Source organism: Polaribacter sp. SA4-10, assembly GCF_002163835.1.
Lineage (GTDB): Bacteria > Bacteroidota > Bacteroidia > Flavobacteriales > Flavobacteriaceae > Polaribacter.
Window position 1 is genome coordinate 368983 of record NZ_CP019331.1, and the last position, 23011, is coordinate 391993.

26 protein-coding genes are annotated in these 23011 nt (G+C 29.0%); 19 read left to right on the plus strand and 7 right to left on the minus strand.

Annotation, left to right across the window (positions count from 1 at the left end; genetic code table 11):
- Nucleotides 1–54 precede the first annotated feature (54 nt).
- Together BTO04_RS01625 and BTO04_RS01630 are read left to right on the plus strand one after the other, a co-directional pair.
- On the plus strand, nucleotides 55–1200 hold the full coding sequence (locus BTO04_RS01625) for a response regulator (RefSeq protein WP_087562831.1): 1146 nt from the start codon (nucleotides 55–57) through the stop codon (nucleotides 1198–1200).
- 58 nt (nucleotides 1201–1258) lie between these two features.
- Nucleotides 1259–1687, plus strand: coding sequence for a glycosyltransferase (locus tag BTO04_RS01630; RefSeq protein WP_087562832.1), 429 nt, complete (start codon nucleotides 1259–1261; stop codon nucleotides 1685–1687).
- Here BTO04_RS01630 and BTO04_RS01635 read toward each other — a convergent pair.
- Nucleotides 1676–2359: an NAD-dependent deacylase gene (locus tag BTO04_RS01635; RefSeq protein WP_087562833.1), complete on the minus strand. Its 684-nt coding sequence runs from the start codon at nucleotides 2357–2359 to the stop codon at nucleotides 1676–1678. The two genes, BTO04_RS01630 and BTO04_RS01635, sit on opposite strands and share 12 nt — an antisense overlap.
- A 34-nt stretch (nucleotides 2360–2393) precedes the next feature.
- Here BTO04_RS01635 and BTO04_RS01640 point away from each other — a divergent pair, with 34 nt between their 5' ends.
- Complete coding sequence (locus BTO04_RS01640; protein ID WP_087562834.1) at nucleotides 2394–3074, plus strand: RNA methyltransferase; 681 nt, start codon at nucleotides 2394–2396, stop codon at nucleotides 3072–3074.
- Nucleotides 3022–3306, plus strand: a complete 285-nt coding sequence (locus BTO04_RS01645) for a YdeI/OmpD-associated family protein (RefSeq protein ID WP_087562835.1) — start codon at nucleotides 3022–3024, stop codon at nucleotides 3304–3306. Before BTO04_RS01640 ends, BTO04_RS01645 begins: the two co-directional genes overlap by 53 nt.
- Nucleotides 3307–3333: 27 nt before the next feature.
- Here BTO04_RS01645 and BTO04_RS01650 read toward each other — a convergent pair whose 3' ends face one another.
- The 4 genes from BTO04_RS01650 to BTO04_RS01665 all read right to left on the minus strand — a co-directional run bounded on the left by BTO04_RS01650 (nucleotide 3334) and on the right by BTO04_RS01665 (nucleotide 6982).
- The gene (locus tag BTO04_RS01650) at nucleotides 3334–3702 is read right to left on the minus strand and encodes a DUF4258 domain-containing protein (RefSeq protein WP_087562836.1); all 369 of its coding nucleotides are present in this window, start codon (nucleotides 3700–3702) and stop codon (nucleotides 3334–3336) included.
- Nucleotides 3703–3749: 47 nt separating this feature from the next.
- The gene (locus BTO04_RS01655) at nucleotides 3750–4946 is read right to left on the minus strand and encodes an alanine dehydrogenase (protein WP_087562837.1); all 1197 of its coding nucleotides are present in this window, start codon (nucleotides 4944–4946) and stop codon (nucleotides 3750–3752) included.
- Nucleotides 4947–4951: 5 nt separating this feature from the next.
- A complete protein-coding gene (gene tsaE / locus BTO04_RS01660) occupies nucleotides 4952–5359 on the minus strand; it encodes a tRNA (adenosine(37)-N6)-threonylcarbamoyltransferase complex ATPase subunit type 1 TsaE (RefSeq protein WP_087562838.1) in 408 nt (135 codons plus the stop codon).
- Nucleotides 5360–5434: 75 nt separating this feature from the next.
- Complete coding sequence (locus tag BTO04_RS01665; RefSeq protein WP_087562839.1) at nucleotides 5435–6982, minus strand: bifunctional response regulator/alkaline phosphatase family protein; 1548 nt, start codon at nucleotides 6980–6982, stop codon at nucleotides 5435–5437.
- A gap of 325 nt (nucleotides 6983–7307) precedes the next feature.
- On the opposite strand from BTO04_RS01665, the gene BTO04_RS01670 reads away from it, so the two are divergent.
- The 12 genes from BTO04_RS01670 (at nucleotide 7308) to BTO04_RS01725 (ending at nucleotide 19857) form a co-directional block, all read left to right on the plus strand.
- Entirely contained in the window at nucleotides 7308–8531 is a 1224-nt protein-coding gene (locus BTO04_RS01670) for an HD domain-containing protein (RefSeq protein ID WP_198342092.1), read from the plus strand.
- 46 nt (nucleotides 8532–8577) lie between these two features.
- A complete protein-coding gene (gene lpxD / locus BTO04_RS01675; RefSeq protein ID WP_087562841.1) occupies nucleotides 8578–9612 on the plus strand; it encodes a UDP-3-O-(3-hydroxymyristoyl)glucosamine N-acyltransferase in 1035 nt (344 codons plus the stop codon).
- Nucleotides 9612–11003, plus strand: a complete 1392-nt coding sequence (locus BTO04_RS01680) for a bifunctional UDP-3-O-[3-hydroxymyristoyl] N-acetylglucosamine deacetylase/3-hydroxyacyl-ACP dehydratase (protein WP_087562842.1) — start codon at nucleotides 9612–9614, stop codon at nucleotides 11001–11003. The genes lpxD and BTO04_RS01680 overlap by 1 nt, the downstream gene beginning before the upstream one ends.
- A gap of 3 nt (nucleotides 11004–11006) precedes the next feature.
- Nucleotides 11007–11792, plus strand: coding sequence for an acyl-ACP--UDP-N-acetylglucosamine O-acyltransferase (gene lpxA / locus BTO04_RS01685; protein WP_087562843.1), 786 nt, complete (start codon nucleotides 11007–11009; stop codon nucleotides 11790–11792).
- Nucleotides 11793–11875: 83 nt separating this feature from the next.
- Nucleotides 11876–12442 carry an elongation factor P gene (efp, locus tag BTO04_RS01690; RefSeq protein WP_087562844.1) on the plus strand — a complete coding sequence of 189 codons (567 nt, stop codon included), beginning with the start codon at nucleotides 11876–11878 and terminating at the stop codon, nucleotides 12440–12442.
- 8 nt (nucleotides 12443–12450) lie between these two features.
- Complete coding sequence (locus BTO04_RS01695) at nucleotides 12451–13215, plus strand: class I SAM-dependent methyltransferase (RefSeq protein WP_087562845.1); 765 nt, start codon at nucleotides 12451–12453, stop codon at nucleotides 13213–13215.
- Between the two features lie 6 nt (nucleotides 13216–13221).
- Nucleotides 13222–14148, plus strand: coding sequence for a UDP-3-O-(3-hydroxymyristoyl)glucosamine N-acyltransferase (locus tag BTO04_RS01700; protein WP_087562846.1), 927 nt, complete (start codon nucleotides 13222–13224; stop codon nucleotides 14146–14148).
- A gap of 61 nt (nucleotides 14149–14209) precedes the next feature.
- Entirely contained in the window at nucleotides 14210–15085 is an 876-nt protein-coding gene (sucD, locus tag BTO04_RS01705) for a succinate--CoA ligase subunit alpha (RefSeq protein WP_087562847.1), read from the plus strand.
- A gap of 97 nt (nucleotides 15086–15182) precedes the next feature.
- On the plus strand, nucleotides 15183–15929 hold the full coding sequence (fabG, locus tag BTO04_RS01710; protein WP_087562848.1) for a 3-oxoacyl-[acyl-carrier-protein] reductase: 747 nt from the start codon (nucleotides 15183–15185) through the stop codon (nucleotides 15927–15929).
- Nucleotides 15930–16032: 103 nt separating this feature from the next.
- The gene (locus BTO04_RS01715) at nucleotides 16033–18060 is read left to right on the plus strand and encodes a VWA domain-containing protein (protein ID WP_232455927.1); all 2028 of its coding nucleotides are present in this window, start codon (nucleotides 16033–16035) and stop codon (nucleotides 18058–18060) included.
- 72 nt (nucleotides 18061–18132) lie between these two features.
- Nucleotides 18133–18525: an acyl-CoA thioesterase gene (locus BTO04_RS01720; RefSeq protein ID WP_087562849.1), complete on the plus strand. Its 393-nt coding sequence runs from the start codon at nucleotides 18133–18135 to the stop codon at nucleotides 18523–18525.
- Between the two features lie 498 nt (nucleotides 18526–19023).
- On the plus strand, nucleotides 19024–19857 hold the full coding sequence (locus tag BTO04_RS01725; RefSeq protein WP_087562850.1) for a prohibitin family protein: 834 nt from the start codon (nucleotides 19024–19026) through the stop codon (nucleotides 19855–19857).
- 47 nt (nucleotides 19858–19904) lie between these two features.
- Here BTO04_RS01725 and xerD read toward each other — a convergent pair whose 3' ends face one another.
- Nucleotides 19905–20801: a site-specific tyrosine recombinase XerD gene (xerD, locus tag BTO04_RS01730; protein WP_087562851.1), complete on the minus strand. Its 897-nt coding sequence runs from the start codon at nucleotides 20799–20801 to the stop codon at nucleotides 19905–19907.
- 167 nt (nucleotides 20802–20968) lie between these two features.
- Between xerD and BTO04_RS01735 the strand changes: the two genes are divergently transcribed.
- The 3 genes from BTO04_RS01735 to BTO04_RS01745 all read left to right on the plus strand — a co-directional run bounded on the left by BTO04_RS01735 (nucleotide 20969) and on the right by BTO04_RS01745 (nucleotide 22513).
- Nucleotides 20969–21493, plus strand: a complete 525-nt coding sequence (locus BTO04_RS01735; RefSeq protein ID WP_087562852.1) for a porin family protein — start codon at nucleotides 20969–20971, stop codon at nucleotides 21491–21493.
- A gap of 72 nt (nucleotides 21494–21565) precedes the next feature.
- Nucleotides 21566–21979: a type II 3-dehydroquinate dehydratase gene (aroQ, locus tag BTO04_RS01740; protein ID WP_087562853.1), complete on the plus strand. Its 414-nt coding sequence runs from the start codon at nucleotides 21566–21568 to the stop codon at nucleotides 21977–21979.
- A 45-nt stretch (nucleotides 21980–22024) separates the two neighbouring features.
- Nucleotides 22025–22513: a hypothetical protein gene (locus BTO04_RS01745; protein WP_087562854.1), complete on the plus strand. Its 489-nt coding sequence runs from the start codon at nucleotides 22025–22027 to the stop codon at nucleotides 22511–22513.
- Nucleotides 22514–22537: 24 nt separating this feature from the next.
- Here the strand turns inward: BTO04_RS01745 and BTO04_RS01750 are convergent, their stop codons facing one another.
- Nucleotides 22538–23008 carry a GNAT family N-acetyltransferase gene (locus tag BTO04_RS01750; RefSeq protein WP_087562855.1) on the minus strand — a complete coding sequence of 157 codons (471 nt, stop codon included), beginning with the start codon at nucleotides 23006–23008 and terminating at the stop codon, nucleotides 22538–22540.
- Nucleotides 23009–23011: the final 3 nt, after the last annotated feature.

The window sequence follows — 23011 nt, forward strand, 5'->3', positions numbered from 1 at the left end:
TTTTAAATAAACAAAACTACTTTTGATGTATATTTAGATTTTTAAAATTTATATATGAAAGTATTAGCCATAGATGATCAAAGATTAGTTTTAATACCTTTAGAGAGTAGGTTAAAAGAATTAGGTTATGAAGTCTTAACAGGAGTAAATGCTTTAAAAGGAATAGAGTTATTTGATTCTTTTCAACCAGATTTGGTAATTGTAGATTTAAATATGCCAGAAGTTTCTGGTATTGAAGTTGTAAAACATATTAGAGAAACTAAAAAGTTAGAGACCCCAATCATGATTTTATCAGGAAATACTGATGATGAAATTATTACTGAAAGTTTTGATTTAGGGGTAAATGATTATATGAAAAAGCCTTTAAGTTTAACAGAGGTTTGTGCAAGAGTAAAGAAGTTAATAGGTGTTCCAGAAAATTCAAATAAAGATTTAAAGAAAAATAATGTTATTATTCAACAAAGATGTGTTGGAGTTGTAATTCCTTGTTATGATGAAGAGAAAAGGCTGTCTAGTGCAGAGTTTACAGATTATATTAAGAAAAATTCTGGTTACCATTTATGTTTTGTAAACGATGGAAGTAAAGATAATACCTTACAAGTCTTAAATGACTTAAGAAAGGGTAGAGAGGAATTTATTACTGTTTATGATTGTGAAAAAAATGGAGGTAAAGCAGAAGCTGTTAGACAAGGAATGTTGTTTATGGCTCAAAAAGAAGATTTAGATTACATTGGTTTTTTAGATGCAGATTTATCTACAGATTTAGCAGATTTTGATGATTTAGTAAAAACGATAGAAAAATCAGAATTTAAAATAGTAAGTGGTTCTAGAATTAGTAGAATGGGCGCAGATATTACAAAAGAATCTGCTAGAAAAATAATAAGTCTAACCATTAATTTTATTATTAGAAAGATTTTAAAAATGGATTTTAATGACACACAATGTGGAGCTAAAATCTTTCATAAAGATGTAATTGAAATCTCTTTTGGAGACAAATTTATAACGCAATGGATTTTTGATGTTGAAATATTTAGAAGAATAACGCATCATTTTGGCTTAAAAAAAGCAAAAGAAATTCTATGTGAGCAACCTTTAAAAAGATGGATTCATGCAGATGGTTCTAAACTATCTATGAAAGATTCTGTTAAAATTGTTGGTCAGTTAGGACAAATTGCTTGGCATTATAGAAGAAAAAAATAAAGATATTTAATAAAGTGGGGACTTTATTATTATTACCTAATTTTTAATTTAATTAAAGATGAAAAAAGGAATAATAATAGTGTTTTCAAACGATGAAAATAAAATTGACCAAGATCAATTTATAAATTTATTTATTCAGGATGATGTTAAGATTTGTCTTGTAAATAACGGAAGTAAAGACAATACTTTAGAAGTCTTAGAGGCTGTTAAAAGTGAAATTAATACAGATATATCTATTTTAGATATAAAGAAAGATAATGGTACAAATGCGGCAGTAAAGGCTGGAGCTAGGTTTTTATTTAGTATTAAAGATTTAAAATTTATTCTTTTAATAAAGCCAAATATGTTAACTGATTTTAATGATTTAGAAAATCAATTAGAAATTCTAAAAAAAACAGAAGACACTTTCAAAAGTAAGTTAAAAAGGAATACTAAAAGAAAAACATTAAAAGAAGTATACTCTTATGATGATCTTTTAGCTATTTAATAGCGCTATTAATTTATCTGTACCAGTACTTGCTACATCCTTAATAATCGTTAAATTATTAAATTCATTTTTAGATACTGATGGTTTAGGGTCTATAAAATAAATAGGAATATTTGGTTTAATATGATTAATTAAACTAGCTGCAGGATAGACTTGCATAGAAGTACCTATAATTACTAGAATATTAGCTTTCCTTGTAATTTCTATTGCTTTATCTAACATTGGTACCATTTCTCCAAACCAAACAACATGTGGTCTTAATTGGCTTCCTTTTGTACATAAATGTCCTAAATTCAAATCTTTTTTCCAATCTAAAACAATATTTTCATCGTCAGAACTTCTAACCTTTAAAAGTTCTCCATGTAAATGAGTAATTTTAGTGCTTTTAGCTCTTTCGTGCAAGTCATCTACATTTTGAGTAATAATTTCAACATCAAAATATTTTTCTAATGCTACTAAGTTGAAATGACCTTTATTAGGGGAAACGGCTAATAACTGCTTTCTTCTTTGATTATAAAAATCCAAAACTAATTCTGAGTTTGCAGCAAATCCTTCAGGAGAAGCTACTTCCATTACATCATGTCCTTCCCATAAACCATCAGAATCTCTAAAAGTTTTTATGCCGCTTTCTGCAGAAATTCCTGCTCCAGTTAAAATTACAAGTTTTTTCATCTTCAGCTAAAATAATATTTTTTAAGTTTGTTTTATGATTGATGAGAAATTACTTGAATATTTTGAAGGCTATTTAACGGATAAAAGAAAAAACCTTTTTAGAAAAATTTTAGACGATAGAACAAGACATTTTACAGTTGTTTTAGAAGATATTTATCAGGCTCATAATGCGAGTGCTGTGGTAAGAACTTGTGATATTTTTGGGGTACAAGATGTGCATGCCATAGAAAATAAATATACAAATAAAGTTTCTAGACATGTTGCAAAAGGTTCGCAAAAGTGGTTAAATCAATATAGATATAGAACAGATGGTGATAATACCAAGGAATGCTTAGATAATTTACGCAAAAAAGGATATCAAATTATTGCTACAACTCCTCATAACGATTCTTGTTTACTACAAGATTTTGATGTTACTAAAAAATCTGCATTTGTATTTGGTGTGGAAGCAGAAGGGGTGTCTGAAACCGTGAAAGAACAAGCAGATGGTTTTTTAAAAATACCTATGGTTGGTTTTACTGAAAGCCTAAATATCTCTGTTGCAGCTGCAATTATCCTTCAAGATGTAACTACAAAACTTAGAAATTCTGATTTAGATTGGCGTTTATCAAAAGAAGAAAAAGAAATTTTGTATTTTGATTGGGTAAAGAAAACAATAAAAAATGTTGATAAAATTGAAGCACATTATTATCAAAAACAAAAAGAAGAATCTTAAAGTAAATTTGGATCATTTTTCTTTAACTAAACAAAGAGAATACACAGATTATATTTCTGGAGCTAAAAGGGAACTGATAAAGCGAAAAAGATTCGAAAAAATGATTGCAATGATATTAAATGGAATAGTACTTCACGTTAATATCAGAATTGTCAAGCTTCATTTGTCATTATTACGAAGGCAGGAATCAATAGTAAGCATTAAAAGTAGCATAGATTTTTGTCTACACTAGCATTACATTTATTATTAAAAGGTAGGTTTATTCTACAATTACTTTCTCTATAGTAGCTATAGAATCACAACGTTTTACATATAAACTAACAGATTTTAAATCTCCATTACCTGTAATATAGTATTCAGGACAAGGTTTTATTCTTTGATTACTTTTTGAAAAATCAACATCACCTTTATACAAAATTGTAGAAATTTTTAGTGTATCAATATCGTATTGAAGCATTGCTCTTTTTGCTTCATCAGAAAAAATTCTTTCCTTAATTCTAATTGTTTTTAGAGTTCTTGCATCCATTCCATAATCAAAAGAAGCATTTTTCTTTTGCCAAAAGAAGTAAACAGCAATAGAACCTAGAGATAATCCTACTAAATAATAAAAAATTCTTTTTACGAGCATTGTTAAATTTTGAGTAGCAAAGGTACTTTTTTTGATAGAAAATATATCTATAAAATTAACAAATTAATATCTCTAAAAGGTAAGTCGAACCAATCTGCCACAGTTCTGTTGGTTAAAATTCCGTGATAAAAATACATTCCATTTCTAAGGCTTTTATCAAACCTTGCTGTATTTTCAAACCCTCCTTCTTCTGCAATATGCAATAAGTAAGAAGTAAAAATATTACTGATAGAAACAGAAGCTGTTCTTGCATAACGAGCAGGAATATTTGGAACGCAGTAATGAATTACACCATGTTTTACAAAAGTAGGAGTATTATGAGTTGTAACATTAGAAGTTTCAAAACAACCACCTCTATCTATACTAACATCAACAATAATGGCGCCTTCTTTCATTTTTTCTACCATCTCTTCTGAAGCTACAACAGGAGATCTATTTTTACCTCTAATGGCTCCAATAGCAACATCGCATCGCATTAAAGCTTTTGCTAAAGATTTTGGTTGAATAGTAGATGTGTAAATAGGAGCGTTTAAACAACGTTGTAGTTTTCTAAGTTTTGTAATAGAATTATCAAAAACTTTTACTCTTGCACCCAAACCAATTGCAGTTCTTGCAGCAAATTCACCAACAGTTCCTGCGCCTAAAATTACAACGCTTGTTGGTGGAACCCCACCAATGTTTCCAAACAATAATCCATTTCCTTTATTAACGCCACTCATTAATTCGCCAGCAATTAATACAGAAGCAGTACCCGCAATTTCACTTAAAGATTTTACAATAGGATAGGTGTCATGTTCATCTTTTATAAAATCGAAAGCAACAGCTGTAATTCTCTTTTTTGCTAAACATTCAAAATATTTTTTAGATTGTGTTTTTAATTGTAAAGAAGAAATTAAAATTGCTTGTGGATTTAAGTATTCGATTTCTTTTTCTATTGGTGGCGCCACTTTTAAAACAATATTACACTTAAAAGCTTCTTCAATATTATAAGAAATTTTAGCACCAGCTTCAGAATATTCTTTATCTGTATAATTTGCGCCATCTCCAGCTCCAGTTTCTATAACAATTCGATGTCCATGAGCTGTTAAAGCTGCAACAGCATCTGGTGTTAAGCAAACACGTTTCTCACTTAAATAAGTTTCTTTAGGTAAACCAATAAATAATTCTCCCTTTCGTTTTTTTATTTCTAGCATTTCTGCTTGGGGTAATAACTCTTCTTTGCTAAAAGGAGAAAATGAACTCATAGGTTTTATTTTAGTTGAATATTGCGCGTTCCGTTTTCTAAAGTAGATAGATGTATCTGAACAGCATCTAAAGGTAGTAAATTTTCAATGTTTTCTGGCCATTCTATCAAACACCAATTATTATCGTATAAATAGTCTTCAATTCCCATATCTAAAGCTTCTTCTTCATGGGCAATCCTGTAAAAATCAAAATGAAAAACTTTCTCATTTTTTGAAGTTTGATATTCGTTTACCAATGAAAAAGTAGGAGAGGAGATACGATCTAAAACATTTAGTTGATTACAGATTTCTTTTATGAGTGTTGTTTTTCCAACACCCATTTCTCCGTAAAATAATAATGTTTTATTTTCTACAGAACTAATGATTTTTTTTGCGATATCGTGTAAGTCTTCTAAAGAATAGTTTTTATTCATAAAGACAAAAATAGTAAAGAATTTAAATTAATTCTTTACTATTTTTATAAATTACTATAGTTATGTTTATTATAATTACTTCGGACTATAAACGGCACAAGGAATAATCATTTCTTCAAGAGAAACGCCTCCATGTTGATAGGTGTTTTTATAGTATTTTACAAAATGATTGAAGTTATTTGGATACGCAAAAAATAAATCTTCTTTGGCAAATATAAACGGACTATTCATTGCAACAGTTGGTAAAAATATGTCTTTAGGATTTCTAACAGCATATACATCTTTCTCTTCATAAGAAAGGCTTCTACCTGTTTTATAACGCAGGTTTGCACTAATGTTTTTATCGCCTATTACTTTTGTTGGATGTTTACAATTAATTGTTCCATGATCTGTTGTAATAATTAATTTCTGACCTAATTGTTGTGCTTTTTGTATGATTTCAAACAAAGGTGAATTTTTAAACCAGCTTAATGTTAAACTTCTATAAGCTTTATCATCCCCAGCTAATTCTTTTATCACTTCCATTTCTGTTTTAGAATGCGATAACATATCAACAAAATTATAAACCACAGCAGTTAAATCGTTTTGTTTTGTACCGTTAAAATTATCAGCTAACTCTTTTCCGTTTTTTAAGTTCGTAATTTTATAATATTCATGTTTTATATCTAATCCTAAACGTTTTATTTGAGCCGTTAAAAAATCATTTTCATATAAATTCATTCCACCTTCATCTGTATCGTTTTTCCAAAAATTTGGATGACGTTTTTCCATTTCAGAAGGCATTAATCCAGAAAATATTGCATTTCTAGCATATTGAGTTGCAGTAGGTAATATTGAAAAATAAGAATATTCCTCTTCTTTTTTGTAGTAATTGTTGATAAAAGGTTCTAAAATTCTGTATTGATCATAACGTAAATTATCAATAATAACCCATAAAACTCCTTGGTCTTTACTTAATTGTGGAACTACATAATCCTTAAATAAAGTATGTGAAAATGTAGGTTTATCATGAGCCGTTAAAAAATCTTCGTAATTCTTTTTAATAAACTTAAAAAACTGTGAATTAGCTTCTTGTTTCTGACTTTTTAAAATACCTAACATTCCCGGATCGCTAATGTTTTCTAATTCTAATTCCCAATGAACCAATTTTTTATAAAGTTCGATCCAATCTTCATAAGAATTTACCATTGCCAAATCCATAGAGATTTTTCTGAATTCTTGTTGGTAACTAGAAGTCGTTTTTTCAGAAACCAAACGAGAATGATCTAAGTTTTTCTTTAAACTCAACAAAATCTGACTTGGGTTTACAGGTTTAATCAAATAATCTGCAATTTTAGAGCCAATTGCTTCTTCCATAATATATTCCTCTTCACTTTTGGTAATCATTACCACAGGTAAATTGGCTTGCTTCTGTTTAATTTCAGCAAGTGTATCTAAGCCAGACAAACCGGGCATATTTTCATCTAAAAAAACAATATCAAAATTTTCTTCATCTACTAAATCTATAGCATCCGCACCATTTGTACAAGTGGTTACTTTATAGTTTTTACGCTCTAAGAAAATAATGTGTGGTTTTAATAATTCAATTTCATCATCAACCCATAAAATTTGTATGCTGCTCATATATTATATTGATTTTTATCTCTAACGATAAAATTAACCTTTTGTTATGTTTTTTGAAGTTTTAAAATGATAAAATATTGCCAATTTTCTTTTGCTACAAATTCACGAATTATCTTTAACGAACGGACTAAAATTAGGTGTTTAGAAAACCAAGGATTTTCATTTTATAATTTATAGTTTAAAGAGGATGTTCAATTTGAGTTTAGATTAAAAACTCTTAAACTCATTCTAAAAATAATAGTTTATGATAGAACTCTAATTAAAAAATTTGTGAATTTGTGGCATTAAGTCGTATTTTGCATTTGATAGCATAATAAAATCACTTTTGAAGAAAACAAAACCGAATAAACTAAAGATTTTAAATGATCCTATTTATGGATTTATTCAAATACCAAATACGTTAATTTTTGACATCATAGAACATCCTTATTTTCAGCGTTTAAGAAGGATAACTCAAATGGGGTTTTCTAATTTAGTATATCCAGGAGCAAATCACACACGTTTTCACCATGCAATTGGTTGTATGCATTTAATGCAAAAAGCAGTTAGAGTTTTACGTTTTAAACAAATAGAAATCTCTAATGAAGAAGAAAATGCGCTTTATATTGCTATTTTATTACATGATATTGGTCACGGAGCTTTTTCTCATGCACTAGAACATAGCATTGTAAATGGAATCTCACATGAAGAAATTTCTTTAAAATTTATGAAGAAATTAAATGATGAATTTGATGGGAAACTAAAGTTAGCTATAGAAATTTTTGAAGGAAAATATCATAGAAAATTTCTTTGCAAACTTATTTCTAGTCAGTTAGATATAGATCGATTAGATTATTTAAAACGCGATAGTTTTTATACAGGAGTTACAGAAGGGAATATTTCATCAGACAGATTAATTGCTATGATGAATGTAAAAGAGGATGAATTAGTAATCGAAAAAAAAGGAATTTATTCTGTTGAAAAATTCTTAATTGCAAGAAGATTAATGTATTGGCAAGTGTATTTGCATAAAACGGGTTTGGTTGCAGAAAACATGTTGGTAAATGTTTTAAAAAGAGCCAAAGAATTAGCCGAAAAAGGAGTAGAACTGTTTGCTACTTCATCTTTAAAATATTTTTTATATAATGAAATATCACAAGATAATTTTACAGGTAAAACATTAGAAATGTTCTCTAAATTAGATGATTATGATGTGTTGTCTGCAATAAAAGAATGGACAAATCATGAGGATAAGATATTATCACTTTTATCAAAAATGATTGTTGATAGAAAATTGCTACGTGTAGAAATTCAACAAGATAAATTTGAAGAAAATTATATCAATAAAAGGAGAAAGAAAGTTTCAAAAAAGTTTGATATCACTACTGAAGAAGCAACCTTTTTTGTTTTTTCTCAAAGAATAAGCAATCAAGCTTATAGTTCAGGAAAACCAATTTATATTTTAAATAAAAACGGAAACTTATTGGATATAGCAAAAGCTTCAGACCAATTAAATTTACAAGCTTTAACAAATCCTGTTGTAAAACACTTTATTTGTTATCCAAAATAAGAATGATATTAGCCAAATCGTTATAATTTTTATATTTTTGCCTTTAATGAAATTTACAGCACAACAAATAGCAGACATTTTAGAAGGTGATGTGGTGGGGAACCCTAATGAAGAAGTTTCTACTGTTTCTAAAATTGAAGAAGGAAAAGTAGGTTCTTTAACTTTTTTATCTAATCCAAAATATAATTCTTTTTTATATACCACAAAAGCCTCTATTACTATTGTTAGTAAAGGTTTTATTGTTGAAAAAGAAATTAATACTACGTTAATTGAAGTAGATAATCCATATAAATCTTTTTCGAAGTTATTGGAATTCTATAATGAAGTAAAAAATAATAAAACAGGAAGAGAGCAACCTCATTTCATCTCAAATTCTGCAAAAATTGGTGCTAATGAATATATTGGTGCATTTGCATATATTGGAGAAAATGTAAAAATTGGAGAAAATGTAAAAATTTATCCAAATTCTTATATAGGTGATAATACAGTAATTGGTGATAATAGTGTTATTTTTTCTGGTGTTAAAATTTATTCAGAAACACAAATAGGAAATAATTGTAAAATTCATTCAGGAGCTGTAATAGGCTCAGATGGTTTTGGTTTTGCTCCTGATGAAAATGGAGAGTATAAAACGATTCCTCAAATAGGAAATGTAATTATTGAAGATAATGTAGATATAGGTGCTGCATGTACTATAGATAGAGCTACTATGGGGTCTACTATTATTAGAAAAGGTGTTAAATTAGACAATCAAGTTCAAATTGCACACAATGTAGAAGTTGGTAGAAATACTGTAATCGCTTCTCAAACAGGTGTTTCTGGTTCAACAAAAATTGGAGAAAATTGTATGATTGGTGGGCAAGTAGGTATTAATGGACATATTAAAATTGGCAATAATGTAAAAGTTTTAGGTCAGACCGGTGTTACAAAAAGTTTAAAAGACAATGAAATGGTATACGGAACCCCAGCATTAAATTCTAGAGATTTTAATAGAAGTTATGTGTACTTTAAAAATTTACCAAAGATAGTATCAAAAATAACTAATTTAGAAAAAGAGTTGACGGCTCAAAATTTAAAGTAATGAGTAAGAAACAAAAAACAATACAAAAAGAAGTAAGTTTATCTGGTGTAGGTTTACATACAGGAAAAAAAGTAACCATGACGTTAAAGCCAGCGCCAGTAAATCATGGTTTTGCATTTAGTAGAGTAGACCTAGAAGGTGCTCCAACAATACAAGCAAGAGCAGAATATGTTACAAATACTCAAAGAGGAACAAATTTAGAGAAAAACGGAGTTCAAATTCAGACTTCAGAGCATGTTTTAGCGGCTGCTGTTGGTTTAGATATAGATAATTTACTAATTGAAATTGATGCTTCTGAGCCTCCAATTATGGATGGTTCTTCCAAGTTTTTTATAGCTGCTTTAGAGAAAGCTGGTATTAAAGAACAAGATGCAGATATTGAAGAGTATATCGTAAAAGAAATTATTTCTTTTAAAGATGAAGAATCTGGAAGTGAAATTATTTTAATGCCTTCAGACGAATATCAAGTAACAACCATGGTAGATTTTGGGACCAAAATTTTAGGGACTCAAAATGCAACATTAAATAAAATATCTGATTTTAAAGCAGAAATTGCAGATGCTAGAACGTTCAGTTTTTTACATGAAATTGAAATGTTGTTAGAAAACGACTTAATTAAAGGAGGCGATTTAAACAATGCCATTGTATATGTAGACAAAGAATTGTCTGAAAGTACCATGCAAAAATTAAAGAAAGCCTTTAATAAAGATAACATTACTGTAAAATCAAATGGAATTTTAGATAACTTAACTTTACATTGGGCAAATGAAGCTGCAAGGCATAAGTTATTAGATGTTATTGGAGACTTAGCTTTAGTAGGTACAAGAATAAAAGGTAAAATAATTGCGAATAAACCTGGCCACGGTGTAAATACTAATTTTGCAAAAAAATTAGCTAAGATTATCAAGGCAGAAAAAAGAAACAATGTTCCTTCCTACGATTTGAACTTACCTCCATTATTGGATATTCATCAAATTATGGATATTCTACCTCACAGACCTCCTTTTTTGTTGATTGATAGAATTATTGAACTTTCAGAAACACATGTAGTTGGTATGAAAAATGTTACAATGAACGAAAATTTCTTTGTAGGCCATTTTCCAGGAGCGCCAGTAATGCCGGGTGTTTTACAAGTTGAAGCCATGGCACAATGTGGAGGCGTTTTAGTCTTAAATACCGTTCCAGATCCAGAAAATTATCTTACTTATTTCATGAAAATGGACAAAGTAAAGTTCAAACAAAAAGTATTACCTGGAGATACTTTAATTTTTAAATGTGAATTAATTGCACCAATAAGAAGAGGAATTTGTCACATGCAAGCATATGCGTATGCAAACGGTAAATTAGTTGCTGAAGCAGAACTAATGGCTCAAATTGCTAGAAAAAAATAAACTATGAATCAACCATTAGCGTATGTTCATCCGCAAGCAAAAATAGCAAGAAATGTAGTCATAGAGCCTTTTACTACAATTCATAACAATGTAACCATTGGTTCTGGAACATGGATTGGTTCTAATGTAACCATCATGGAAGGTGCTAGAATTGGTAAAAATTGTAGAATTTTTCCAGGAGCAGTAATTTCAGGAATTCCTCAAGATTTAAAATTTGATGATGAAGAAACTACGGTAGAAATTGGCGATAATGTTACCATACGAGAATGTGTTACGATTAATAGAGGAACTTCAGATAGAATGAAAACCAAAATTGGTGACAACTGTTTGATTATGGCTTATTGCCACGTTGCGCACGATTCTTTTGTTGGCGACAATTGTATTTTTTCAAACAATACAACACTTGCAGGTCATGTTACGATTGGAGACAATGTAGTTTTGGCAGGTATGGTTGCAGTGCATCAATTTGCTTCTGTTGGTAAACATGCATTTGTTACAGGGGGGTCTTTGGTTAGAAAAGACGTTCCTCCCTATGTAAAGGCGGCACGTGAACCTTTGTCTTATGTAGGTATTAATTCTGTGGGATTAAGAAGACGTGGATATTCAACCGAAAAAATTAGAGAAATCCAGAATATATATAGAATTCTATTTCAAAAAAATTACAATTATACGCAAGCAATTGATATTATTGAAGCTGAAATGGAAGCTACTACAGAGAGAGATGAAATCATTCAATTCATAAAAGATTCTCATAGAGGAATTATGAAAGGGTATTTTAAATCAAACTAGATTTTAAAGTAAAATACCTTAAAAAAAAGTAAAAAATAAATACTTACAATACAATTATTATACTAAAAATAGAAACACGAGAAATGGCAACAACATCAGATATTAGAAACGGACTGTGTATTAAATACAATAACGATATTTATAAAGTAATCGAATTTTTACATGTAAAACCAGGTAAAGGTCCTGCCTTTGTAAGAACTAAGTTAAAAAGTGTTACAAATGGTAAAGTTATTGATAACACGTTTCCTGCTGGTAGAAAAATTGAAGATGTTCGTGTAGAAACTCATAAGTTTCAGTATTTATATAATGATGGAGATACATTTCATTTTATGAATGAACAAGATTATACTCAAATTCAATTGCAAAAAACGGCTTTAGATTCTCCAGAATTAATGAAGGAAGGTGAGGTTGTAACTATTATAATTAATGCTGAAGATGACATGCCTTTATCAGTTGATTTACCTGCAAGTGTTGTTTTGTTGGTAACGCATACAGAACCTGGGGTTAAAGGTAATACAGCAACAAATGCAACAAAACCTGCAACCGTAGAAAGTGGTGCAACAGTTAATGTTCCTTTATTTATTAATGAAGGGGATAAAATTAAAGTTGAAACTACAAAAGGGACTTATCAAGAAAGAATTAAAGAGTAAATTTCCTGATGTCTAAAACAAGAGAAGAAATTAATCAAACTGAAAAAGATTACTGGAATGAAGGTAAACTTCAAAGAAGTAAGATTAAAAAGTTAAGAAGACATGCCTTTTTCTATTCTTATAAAAGAGAAAAGAAAATTTTAAATAAATTGCTAGAAGATTTTAATGATAAGAATGTTTTAGAAATTGGTTCTTATGTTTGGGCTGCTTGGTTTAATGAAAACATAAAGCCTAAAAGTTTATCTTGTATAAATATTTCTGAAGTAGAGTTAGAGAATGGAAAAAAAAATGCTGCAACAAAACCTTTTCCTGTCAAACACCATATAATGGATGCTAATAATTTAACTTTTGAAGATGAAACATTCGATATTGTTTTTGGAGGTGCTATTTTACATCATTTAGATATAGAAAAATCTATTGGCCATATTCATAGAGTATTAAAACCAGGAGGAAAGATTGTTTTTCTTGAGCCATTAAATATGAACCCTTTATATAGGATTTATAGAAAAATGAATCCACAAGAAAGAACCCCAGATGAGCACGCTTTGGTTTCTTCAGATTTTAAAATTATAAGACAAAAATTTTCGTTTAATCATTATTTTTTCGATTTTTTCAGTGTTGTATTTGGTTTTATATCATTAAAAATTTTTGGAGATAAAAATTATGATAATTGGATAAATAAATTAGGATATAATTTAGATGTATTCTTTTCTAAAATTCCATTTTTTCACTCACTTTTTGCAAGAGTAATTATCTATGGAAGTAAAAAATAAGCTTTAATGAAATTTAAAAATCCACAAACCTTACAACAAATAGCTTTATTATTAGAAGTAGATTTTATTGGTAAAACTGATTTCGAAATTTTAGGAATCAATGAAATTCATGTTGTAGAAAAAGGAGATATTGTTTTTGTAGACCACCCAAAATATTATGATAAAGCATTAAATTCTGCAGCTACAACGATTTTAATCAATAAAAAAGTTGATTGTCCTGTTGGAAAATCATTATTAATTTCTGAAGATCCTTTTCGTGATTTTAATAAAATTACGAAACATTTTAATCCTTTTATAGCCTCTAAAGTAAGTATTTCTGAATCTGCAATTATTGGTGAAGGAACAATTATACAACCCAATGTTTTTATTGGAAATAATGTTATTATTGGTAAGCACTGTGTAATTCATCCAAATGTTGCTATTTATGACCATTCAATTATTGGAAACAATGTTACAATTCACGCAAACACAGTTTTAGGAGCAGATGCTTTTTATTACAAAAATCGCCCAGAAGGATTTGATAAATTAATTTCTGGAGGTAGAGTTGTTCTTGAAGATAATGTAGATTTAGGAGCTTCTTGTACAATAGATAAGGGAGTTACTGGAGATACAACGATTGGAGAAGGAACAAAAATTGATAATCAAGTCCATGTTGGACATGATACAATTATCGGAAAAAAATGTTTGATTGCTTCACAAACAGGAATTGCAGGTTGTGTTATTATTGAAGATGAAGTAACAATTTGGGGACAAGTTGGTACAAATAGTGGAATTACAATTGGTAAAGGAGCAATAATATTAGGTCAAACTGGGGTAACAAAATCTGTTGCGGGAGGAAAAAGTTATTTTGGAACTCCAATCTCAGAATCAAGAGTAAAATTAAAAGAATTAGCAGAAATAAAACAAATGATAAAAGAGAGAAAGAATTCTTAATTTTCTTTTATAAAAACTTTCAATAAACTATTTTTGCATAACGAATAAAATTAAATAACCAATGAGCGTTTTAGTAAATAAAGATTCAAAAATTATTGTACAAGGTTTTACTGGTAGTGAAGGTACTTTTCATGCAGGTCAAATGATTGATTATGGTACTAATGTTGTAGGTGGTGTAACTCCAGGAAAAGGCGGTCAAAAGCACTTAGGAAAACCAGTTTTTAATACGGTTGCAGAATCTGTAGAAAAAGTTGGAGCAGATACTTCAATTATTTTTGTACCACCAGCATTTGCTGCTGATGCAATAATGGAATCTGCTGATGCAGGAATTAAAGTAATCATTTGTATTACTGAAGGAATTCCTACTGCTGATATGGTAAAAGTAAAAGCTTATATTGATGGTAAAGAGTGTAGATTAGTGGGGCCTAACTGTCCAGGAGTAATTACTCCAGATGAAGCTAAAGTTGGTATTATGCCAGGTTTTATTTTCAAAAAAGGGAATGTTGGTATCGTTTCTAAATCAGGAACGTTAACATATGAAGCTGCTGATCAAGTTGTAAAACAAGGATTTGGAATTACAACAGCAATTGGTATTGGTGGAGATCCAATTATTGGAACTACAACAAAAGAAGCTGTTGAATTATTAATGAACGATCCAGAAACTGAAGCAATTGTTATGATTGGTGAAATTGGTGGAAATCTAGAAGCTGAAGCTGCAAAATGGATTAAAGCTGATGGTAATAGAAAACCAGTTGTTGGTTTTATAGCAGGACAAACTGCGCCAGCAGGAAGAACAATGGGACATGCAGGTGCTATTGTTGGAGGAGAAGATGATACAGCACAAGCAAAAATGAAAATTTTAGCAGATAATGGAATACACGTTGTTAGTTCTCCAGCTAAAATTGGAGAAATGGTAGCAAAAGTTTTAAAAAAATAATAGTTAAATCTTTTTTTTAAGATTCTCAAAAAAATAAAAATTCCCGATAAATCGGGAATTTTTATTTTATATTTGAATATCAACTAAATACTACAATATGAAATTACTAGATAATAAAACGGCTATTATTACAGGAGCAACAAGAGGAATTGGTCGTGAAATTGCCATTGAATTCGCTAAACAGGGAGCACATGTAGCTTTTACATATAGTTCTTCTGTAGATGCAGCTAATGCTTTAGAAGAGGAATTAAAAGCTTTGGGAGTTTCAGCAAAAGGATATCAATCTAACGCAGCAAACTTTGATGCAGCGCAAGCGTTGGCTAAAAATGTATTAGAAGAGTTTGGTTCAATAGATATTTTGGTAAACAACGCAGGAATTACAAAAGATAATTTGTTAATGCGTATTTCTGAAGATGATTTTGATAAAGTCATTGAAGTAAACTTAAAATCTGTTTTTAATTTAACGAAAGCAGTTATTAGACCAATGATGAAACAACGTAATGGCGCTATTATTAATATGAGTTCTGTTGTAGGTTTAAAAGGAAATGCAGGTCAGTCTAATTATGCGGCATCAAAAGCTGGTATTGTTGGGTTTTCTAAGTCTGTAGCTTTAGAGTTAGGCTCTAGAAACATTAGAAGTAACGTTGTTGCTCCTGGTTTTATAGAAACAGAAATGACTGCGAAATTAGATGAAGCGACTGTACAAGGTTGGAGAGATGGAATTCCTTTAAAAAGAGGAGGACAACCAATAGATATTGCAAATGCATGTGTATTTTTAGCCTCAGACATGAGTTCTTACATTACAGGTCAAACATTATCTGTAGATGGAGGTATGTTGACTTAGAATTTTATTTTTCATAAAAAAAAATAGGACCTGTAACAATTAACGTTGCAGGTTTTTCTTTTTTAGATAGTTCTTTGTTATCTTTCCAAATAAATAGAATAATTTGCAGATAACAACCATTTTATATATAATTATTGCCTTATTACTGAGTATTTCAGTGGCATTCTTTCAATATTTTTATAGCGTAAAAAGTAAGACAAGAATTAATACTTTACTTTTTGTTTTAAAAACATTTAGTTTGTTTTTATTGCTGTTATTACTGATAAACCCTACAATTAAAAATACTGAGTTAAAAAACAGTATCCCAGTTTTAGCTGTTTTGGTTGATAATTCTAAATCTATTCCTTTTTTTAAAGAAGAAAAAAATGTTGAAAATTTTATTGAAGCACTAAATAATAATAAGTCTTTAAACGAAAAGTTTTTAATAAATGAATTCACTTTTGGAAGTTCTTTAAGGGTTTTAGATAGTGTTTCATTTAATGAAAGTGAAACCAATATTTCTGAAGCTATTTTAGCTGTAAATGAATTGAATAAAGATAAAATAGCACCAATAATTTTAATTACTGATGGAAATCAAACCATTGGTAATGATTATGAGTTTATCAACTCTAAACAACCAATTTACCCTCTAGTAGTTGGAGATACAATTAAGTACAGAGATCTAAGAATAAGTCAATTAAATGTAAACAAATACAGTTACATTAAAAATAAATTTCCTGTAGAAGTTTTATTAAATTATGATGGAAAAGAAAAGGTAAATACAACGTTTTCAATTTATAAAAACGGAAAAAGTATTTTTACTCAAAAAGTACAGTTTTCTTCATCAGAAAAATCGAAAACAATTACTGCTAATTTAACATCTACAAAAGAAGGTTTACAATATTATACAGCTTCTGTTAGAAAAATTGCTGATGAAAAAAACACCAAAAATAACACTAAAAACTTCTCGGTAGAAGTTATAAATGAACAGACAAAAGTGTTGATTTTGACATCCGTTTTACATCCAGATATTGGTACTTTAACAAAATCCATAGAAAGTAATAAGCAGCGTTCTGTAGATGTTTTTTTAATAGATAAATTTAAAGGGAATTTAATTAATTATCAATTAGTTATTTTAAATCAACCAACCGCTAAATTTATTTCTATTTTAAATGATTTAAAAAAAGCTAATAGTAATTACTTTATTGTTTCTGGTGTAAATACAGATTGGAAATTCATTAATAAGCAACAGCTTGGTTTTACTAAAAAAGCAATTAATGAAACAGAAAGCTATGGTGCAATTTTTAATGATTCTTTTTTAATTTATCAGCAAAAAAACATTGGTTTTGATCAGTTTCCTCCTCTAAAAGATAAGTTTGGAGAAGTGGTTCTTTCTAAAGAACATCAAAAATTATTGGCGCAAAATATAAATGGAGTTGAAACTGAACAACCTTTATTAGCCACTTTTGAGCAGAACAATAAAAAATGGGCAGTTTTGTTTGGTGAAGGGATTTGGAAATGGCGGTCTGCAAGTTTTTTGAGTAATAATTCATTTCAAGATTTTGATGAATTTATAGGGAATTTAGTTCAATATTTAGCTTCAGATAAAAAAAGAAACCGTTTAGAAGTAAATTCAGAAAGCTTGTATTCGGCTAATTCAACTATTAATTTATCCGCTTTTTATACAGATAAAAATTATAAATTCGATGCGAGAGCTTCATTAGAAATTACAATTACAAATTCAGAAACTAGAGAAATTACAAAACTTCCGTTTTCTTTAGTGAATACTTCTTATCAGATTGAAATTGAGAATCTTATTTCAGGTGATTACACGTATAAAGTTGCTGTAATTGGTCAGGATATTAATAAATATGGAAAATTTAAAATCACTACTTATCAAATTGAAGAACAGTTTACCAATGCAAATTCAGAGAAACTAGAAAAATTAGCAAAAAATTCTGGAGGAATATTGTTTTATAAAAATCAAATTGATGATTTATCAAAAGAACTTTTAGAAAACACAGCATTTTATACAACCCAAAAATCAACGATTAAAGAACAAAATTTGATAGATTGGAAATGGATTTTATTTATTGTAATTGGTTTATTTACTGCAGAATGGTTTATTAGAAAATATTATGGGAAGATTTAAAAACTCAATCAGTATTATTAGGTTTTCCTTATAAATAGCTAGAAATTTGCAGAATAAAACAAGAAAACATTTATGAATTTTCACACAAGAAAATGGGTAAAACCTCAAGATTTAAATCCGAATGGAACTTTGTTTGGAGGCAGGTTATTAGAATGGATTGATGAAGAGTTGGGTATTTATGCCATTATTCAATTAGAAATACCTAGAACAGTTACTAAATACATGTCTGAAATAGATTTTGTTAGTTCTGCAAAACAAGGAGATATTGTAGAAATTGGGATTAAAGTTTTAGCTTTCGGTAATTCGTCTATAACCCTAAAGTGTAGTGTAAGAAATAAATTAACGCATAAAACGATTATAGTAATAGATAAAATTGTGATGGTTTCTTTGGATGAAAATGGCAGCCCTAAAAGTCATGGAAAAACAAAGATTGAGTATGTTAAAGATAGATTAGGTGATAAATAGTGCCTCTTTTTAATTTTGTAGAAGTCCGTTATAGGAAAATAGGGGACATCACCATAATCATACTCATCATTATAGCGCAACAAAAATTATAAGTATTGCTTTTTTTCTGAATATATTCTTTACAATAATAACGGTTATTGGTGGCTTTTATACAAATAGCTTAGCAATAACTTCATATTTAATCTATGATTTAGGAGCTTCTACAGATGAATTTTTAATAGAATACTCCAGTTTAAAGAAATAGAGGTAGTTCATGATTTCCATTTATGGACAAAGGGTGTAAAATGTAATGTGGTTACAATACATTTAATTGTAATAAATAAATTGTCTTTCAGTGATTTAGGGTTCTTAAAAAAAAGGAACAGAAAAATAGTACATGATGATTTTCATTTAGAAGATGTAACATTAGATTTTTCGACTTATAAAGAAGATTGTGGGTATATAGATTGTGTGTGAGCAACATAAATTGTAAATTTGAAAGAACTTTAAATACAAAAAATGAGCAATCAACAATTAGATATTAAATTTCCAAAAGGAGGAATCTTTTTTATCATATTAGCAGTAGCAGTAATTATTTTATTTTCGAAATCTACAGTAACTATAAAATCGGGTCAAGCGGGTGTTTTATATAAAACTTTTGACGGTGGAGTTGTAACAGACGAAGCAGCTTTAGGTGAAGGTTTTCAAATTGTTGCACCATGGAATAAAGTTTTCATTTATGAAGTAAGACAGCAAGAACTTTTTGAAAAAATGCAAGTATTATCTTCAAACGGTTTAGAAATTCAATTAGAAGCTTCTGCATGGTTTCAACCACACTCAGAAAAAATAGGTTCTTTACACCAAGAAAAAGGAGAAAACTATATTTCTAGAGTTATACAACCAGCAATTAGATCTGCTGCAAGAAGTGTTGTTGGGCGTTATACTCCAGAACAATTATATTCTAGTAAGAGAGATGTAATACAAACTGAAATATTTGTAGAAACAAAAAAGATTTTAGACAAGCAGTACATTCAGTTAAATGAAATATTGGTTAGAGATGTTACTTTACCATCAACTATTAAAACTGCAATTGAGCGTAAGTTAAAGCAAGAGCAAGAATCTTTAGAATATGAGTTTAGATTAGTTACGGCAAAAAAAGAAGCTGAAAAACAAATTATCGAAGCACAAGGTAAAGCAGATGCAAATAGGATTTTAAGTGCTTCTATTACTGATAAAATTTTACAAGATAAAGGAATCGAAGCAACTATTAAGTTGTCTGAATCTCCTAATAGTAAAGTAATTGTTATTGGTTCTGGTAAATCTGGAATGCCAATTATTTTAGGAAATCAATAAAAAGCATACTTTTATAAATTTTAAAATCCAGCTTTAAGCTGGGTTTTTTATTTTCTAGGGTGAAATGTTTCTACAACTTCTTTTAAGTAGCTTTTGTCTAGATGCACATAAACTTCTGTTGTAGTAATACTTTCATGCCCTAACATTTGTTGTATTGCTCTTAAATCTGCACCATTTTTTAGTAAATGAGTTGCAAAAGAATGACGTAATGTATGAGGACTTATTTTCTTGTTTAAGTCTATTTTGATAGCCAATTCTTTTAAAATGATAAAAATCATTTGCCTTGTAAGTGCATTTCCACGTCTGTTTAAAAAGACGGTATCTTCAAATCCTTTTTTAGGATTTAAGTGCGTTCTAATGTTTTTTATATAGGTTAAAATATATTTTTGTGCATTATAATGTATAGGAACAAAACGTTGCTTATTTCCTTTACCAATAACACGTATAAAACCTTCTTCAAAAAATAAATCAGAAATTTTTAAGGTAATCAGTTCGCTTACACGCAAACCACAACTATACATAGTTTCTAAAATAGTTCTGTTTCTTTCTCCTTGTGAATGACTTAAATCTATAGATGAAATCAGTTCGTTTATTTCATCTTCAGACAATGTATCTGGTAATTTTCTTCCAATTTTTGGAGCTTCAATTAAATCTGTAGGATTTGTCTTTCTGTAATCTTCGAAAATTAAATAATCAAAAAAACTACGTAACCCAGAAATAATTCTTGCTTGACTTCTTGGATTTACTTCTTTAGCAATCTTATATATAAATTGTTGAATTATAGTTTCATTAATAGAAATAGGAGCGATGTCGATTTCATTTTGCTCAAGAAAAAAAGTAAGTTTTTTTAAATCTCTAGAATAGCTTTCTAGGGTATTTTGCGATAAACCTCTTTCAATTTTTAAGAATAATTGATAATCTCTAATTGCATTTTGCCATTTCATGTTATAAAGATAATAAACTAAACAGTCAAAGTTAGTATATCTGTTTATAAAGAATTATAAGAGACTAGATGAAAGGTTCTTTTAATATGAATCTATGTATGCATTTTCCCTACATTTTCCCTACATTTTCCCTACATTTGATTATATAAATTAATTAAAATATAATTATGAAAAAAGTATTACTTATTGCTGTATTGGCATTATTGGGTTTGGGAAATGTAAATGCTCAAGATGCTAAGTTTGGAGCCATTGCAGGTTATCACAATTTAAGCCAGAAACTAAGTGCAGAGGGGGCTTCAGTTTCTATGGATATCAATGGTTTTTATATTGGTGTTTCAGGGGAATTTAAACTGTCTGAAACTTTAAACTTGCAAACTGAATTACAATATGCAAGTGCATCTCAAGATGATGAATCTATTGATTTAATCGTTTTCCCAATATTGGCAAAATACTATGTTTCAGAAGAATTTAGTTTACAAGCTGGACCTCAATTAGATTTTATCGTGTCAGACTCTGAGGGGGCTAATGTTTTTGGTTTAGGCTTAGCTGTTGGAGCAGGATATGATATTAGTAAAAATTTTTATATTAGCAGTAGATATGCATTTGGTTTAACAAACAGAATTGAAGATGCGCCGTCTGATTATTCATTAAAAACTAACACTTTTCAAGTAGGATTAGGCTATAAGTTCTAATTTATAAACTTTAAAGAATATAAAAACGGAAGCATTTTTGCTTCCGTTTTTTATTTGTCTTATTTTAGCTATATGAAACTAATTATTATAAACGGTCCCAATTTAAATTTATTAGGAAAAAGAGAACCAGAAATTTACGGTTCTAAAACTTTTGAAGATTTTTTTAGTGAAATTCAGCTTAAATTTAAAGAAGTGGAATTATCTTATTTTCAATCTAATATAGAAGGTGAAATTATTGATAAATTACATGAAGTTGGTTTTGATTATGATGGCATTATTCTAAATGCAGCTGCTTATACACATACTTCTGTTGGTATTGGTGATGCTGTAAAAGGAATCACAACACCTGTTGTAGAATTACATATTTCAAATGTGCACGCTAGAGAAGAATTTAGGCATCATAGTTTTATTGCTCCTGCAGCAAAAGGTGTTTTATTTGGCTTTGGTTTGAAAGGATATGAATTAGCAATTCAGAGTTTTCTTTAATAATGATAAATATTTGTCTTATTTTTAGCAAAAAAATAAATAAATATGAAAAAGATATTAATCATTACTTTTATGTTGATTTTTGTGTTAACAAAAGTTACTGCTCAAGAAAGTAAGTTGAATTTAGGAGGTGGTTTAGGACTAACTTCAGTTGATGCAATTGGTGGTCTAGCTTTATCCATAGAAAGTAACTACTTATTTAAAATTTCAGAAAAATTTAAATTAGGACCCTCTATTTCATTACTTCATTATTTTGGTGGTCTTGATAATTTAATAGATGAAACAAATAATACGTCTACTTTTTTACCAGCTGCAATGGCATTTCGTTATGAATTAACAAAAAAATCTATTTTAGGATTTGATTTTGGCTATTCTATTGGAATTGGTGATACTGAAGGAGCGTCTTATTTTAGGCCAATGTATGGTTATAATATAAGTGAGAGGGCTGTGTTACAATTAACTTATAGTATAATGGGACAAGAAAATGGAGATTTAGTTTCTAATTTATCACTTGGAGTAATGTTCAAAATGTAAATTTTATAAAATCGAAACTTTTAATTAGCTTAATTTTAAAAGCATTTTAATATCAGAACGCTCATAATGAGATTCTTTTTCTAATTCAATTTCTTTAAAACCTGTTTTTTTATATAAGTTAATAGCAGGCACTAATGATCTGTGAGAGTATATTGTGATACTTTTCCATTTTTTATTTCTTGCAAAATCGATACAGAAATTCATTAGTTTTAAACCTATTTTTAAACCTTGATATTTTGGTGAAACGGCCATTTTACTCAGTTCAAAAAATATTTTTTGGTTGATCAGTGAAACAACGCCAACAATTTCATTGTTATATTTTGCAAAGAAAATGAAGCCTCCAGAATCAATTACATATTTCTGCGGATTGCTTAAAACCTTTTCATCATAAGGTTCTACATAAAAATATTTTTCTAACCATTCAACATTTAAATTGTAAAAGTCTTTAGCAAACTTAGGTTGATACGCTATAATTTCTAAATTTTCTATTTCCATAAT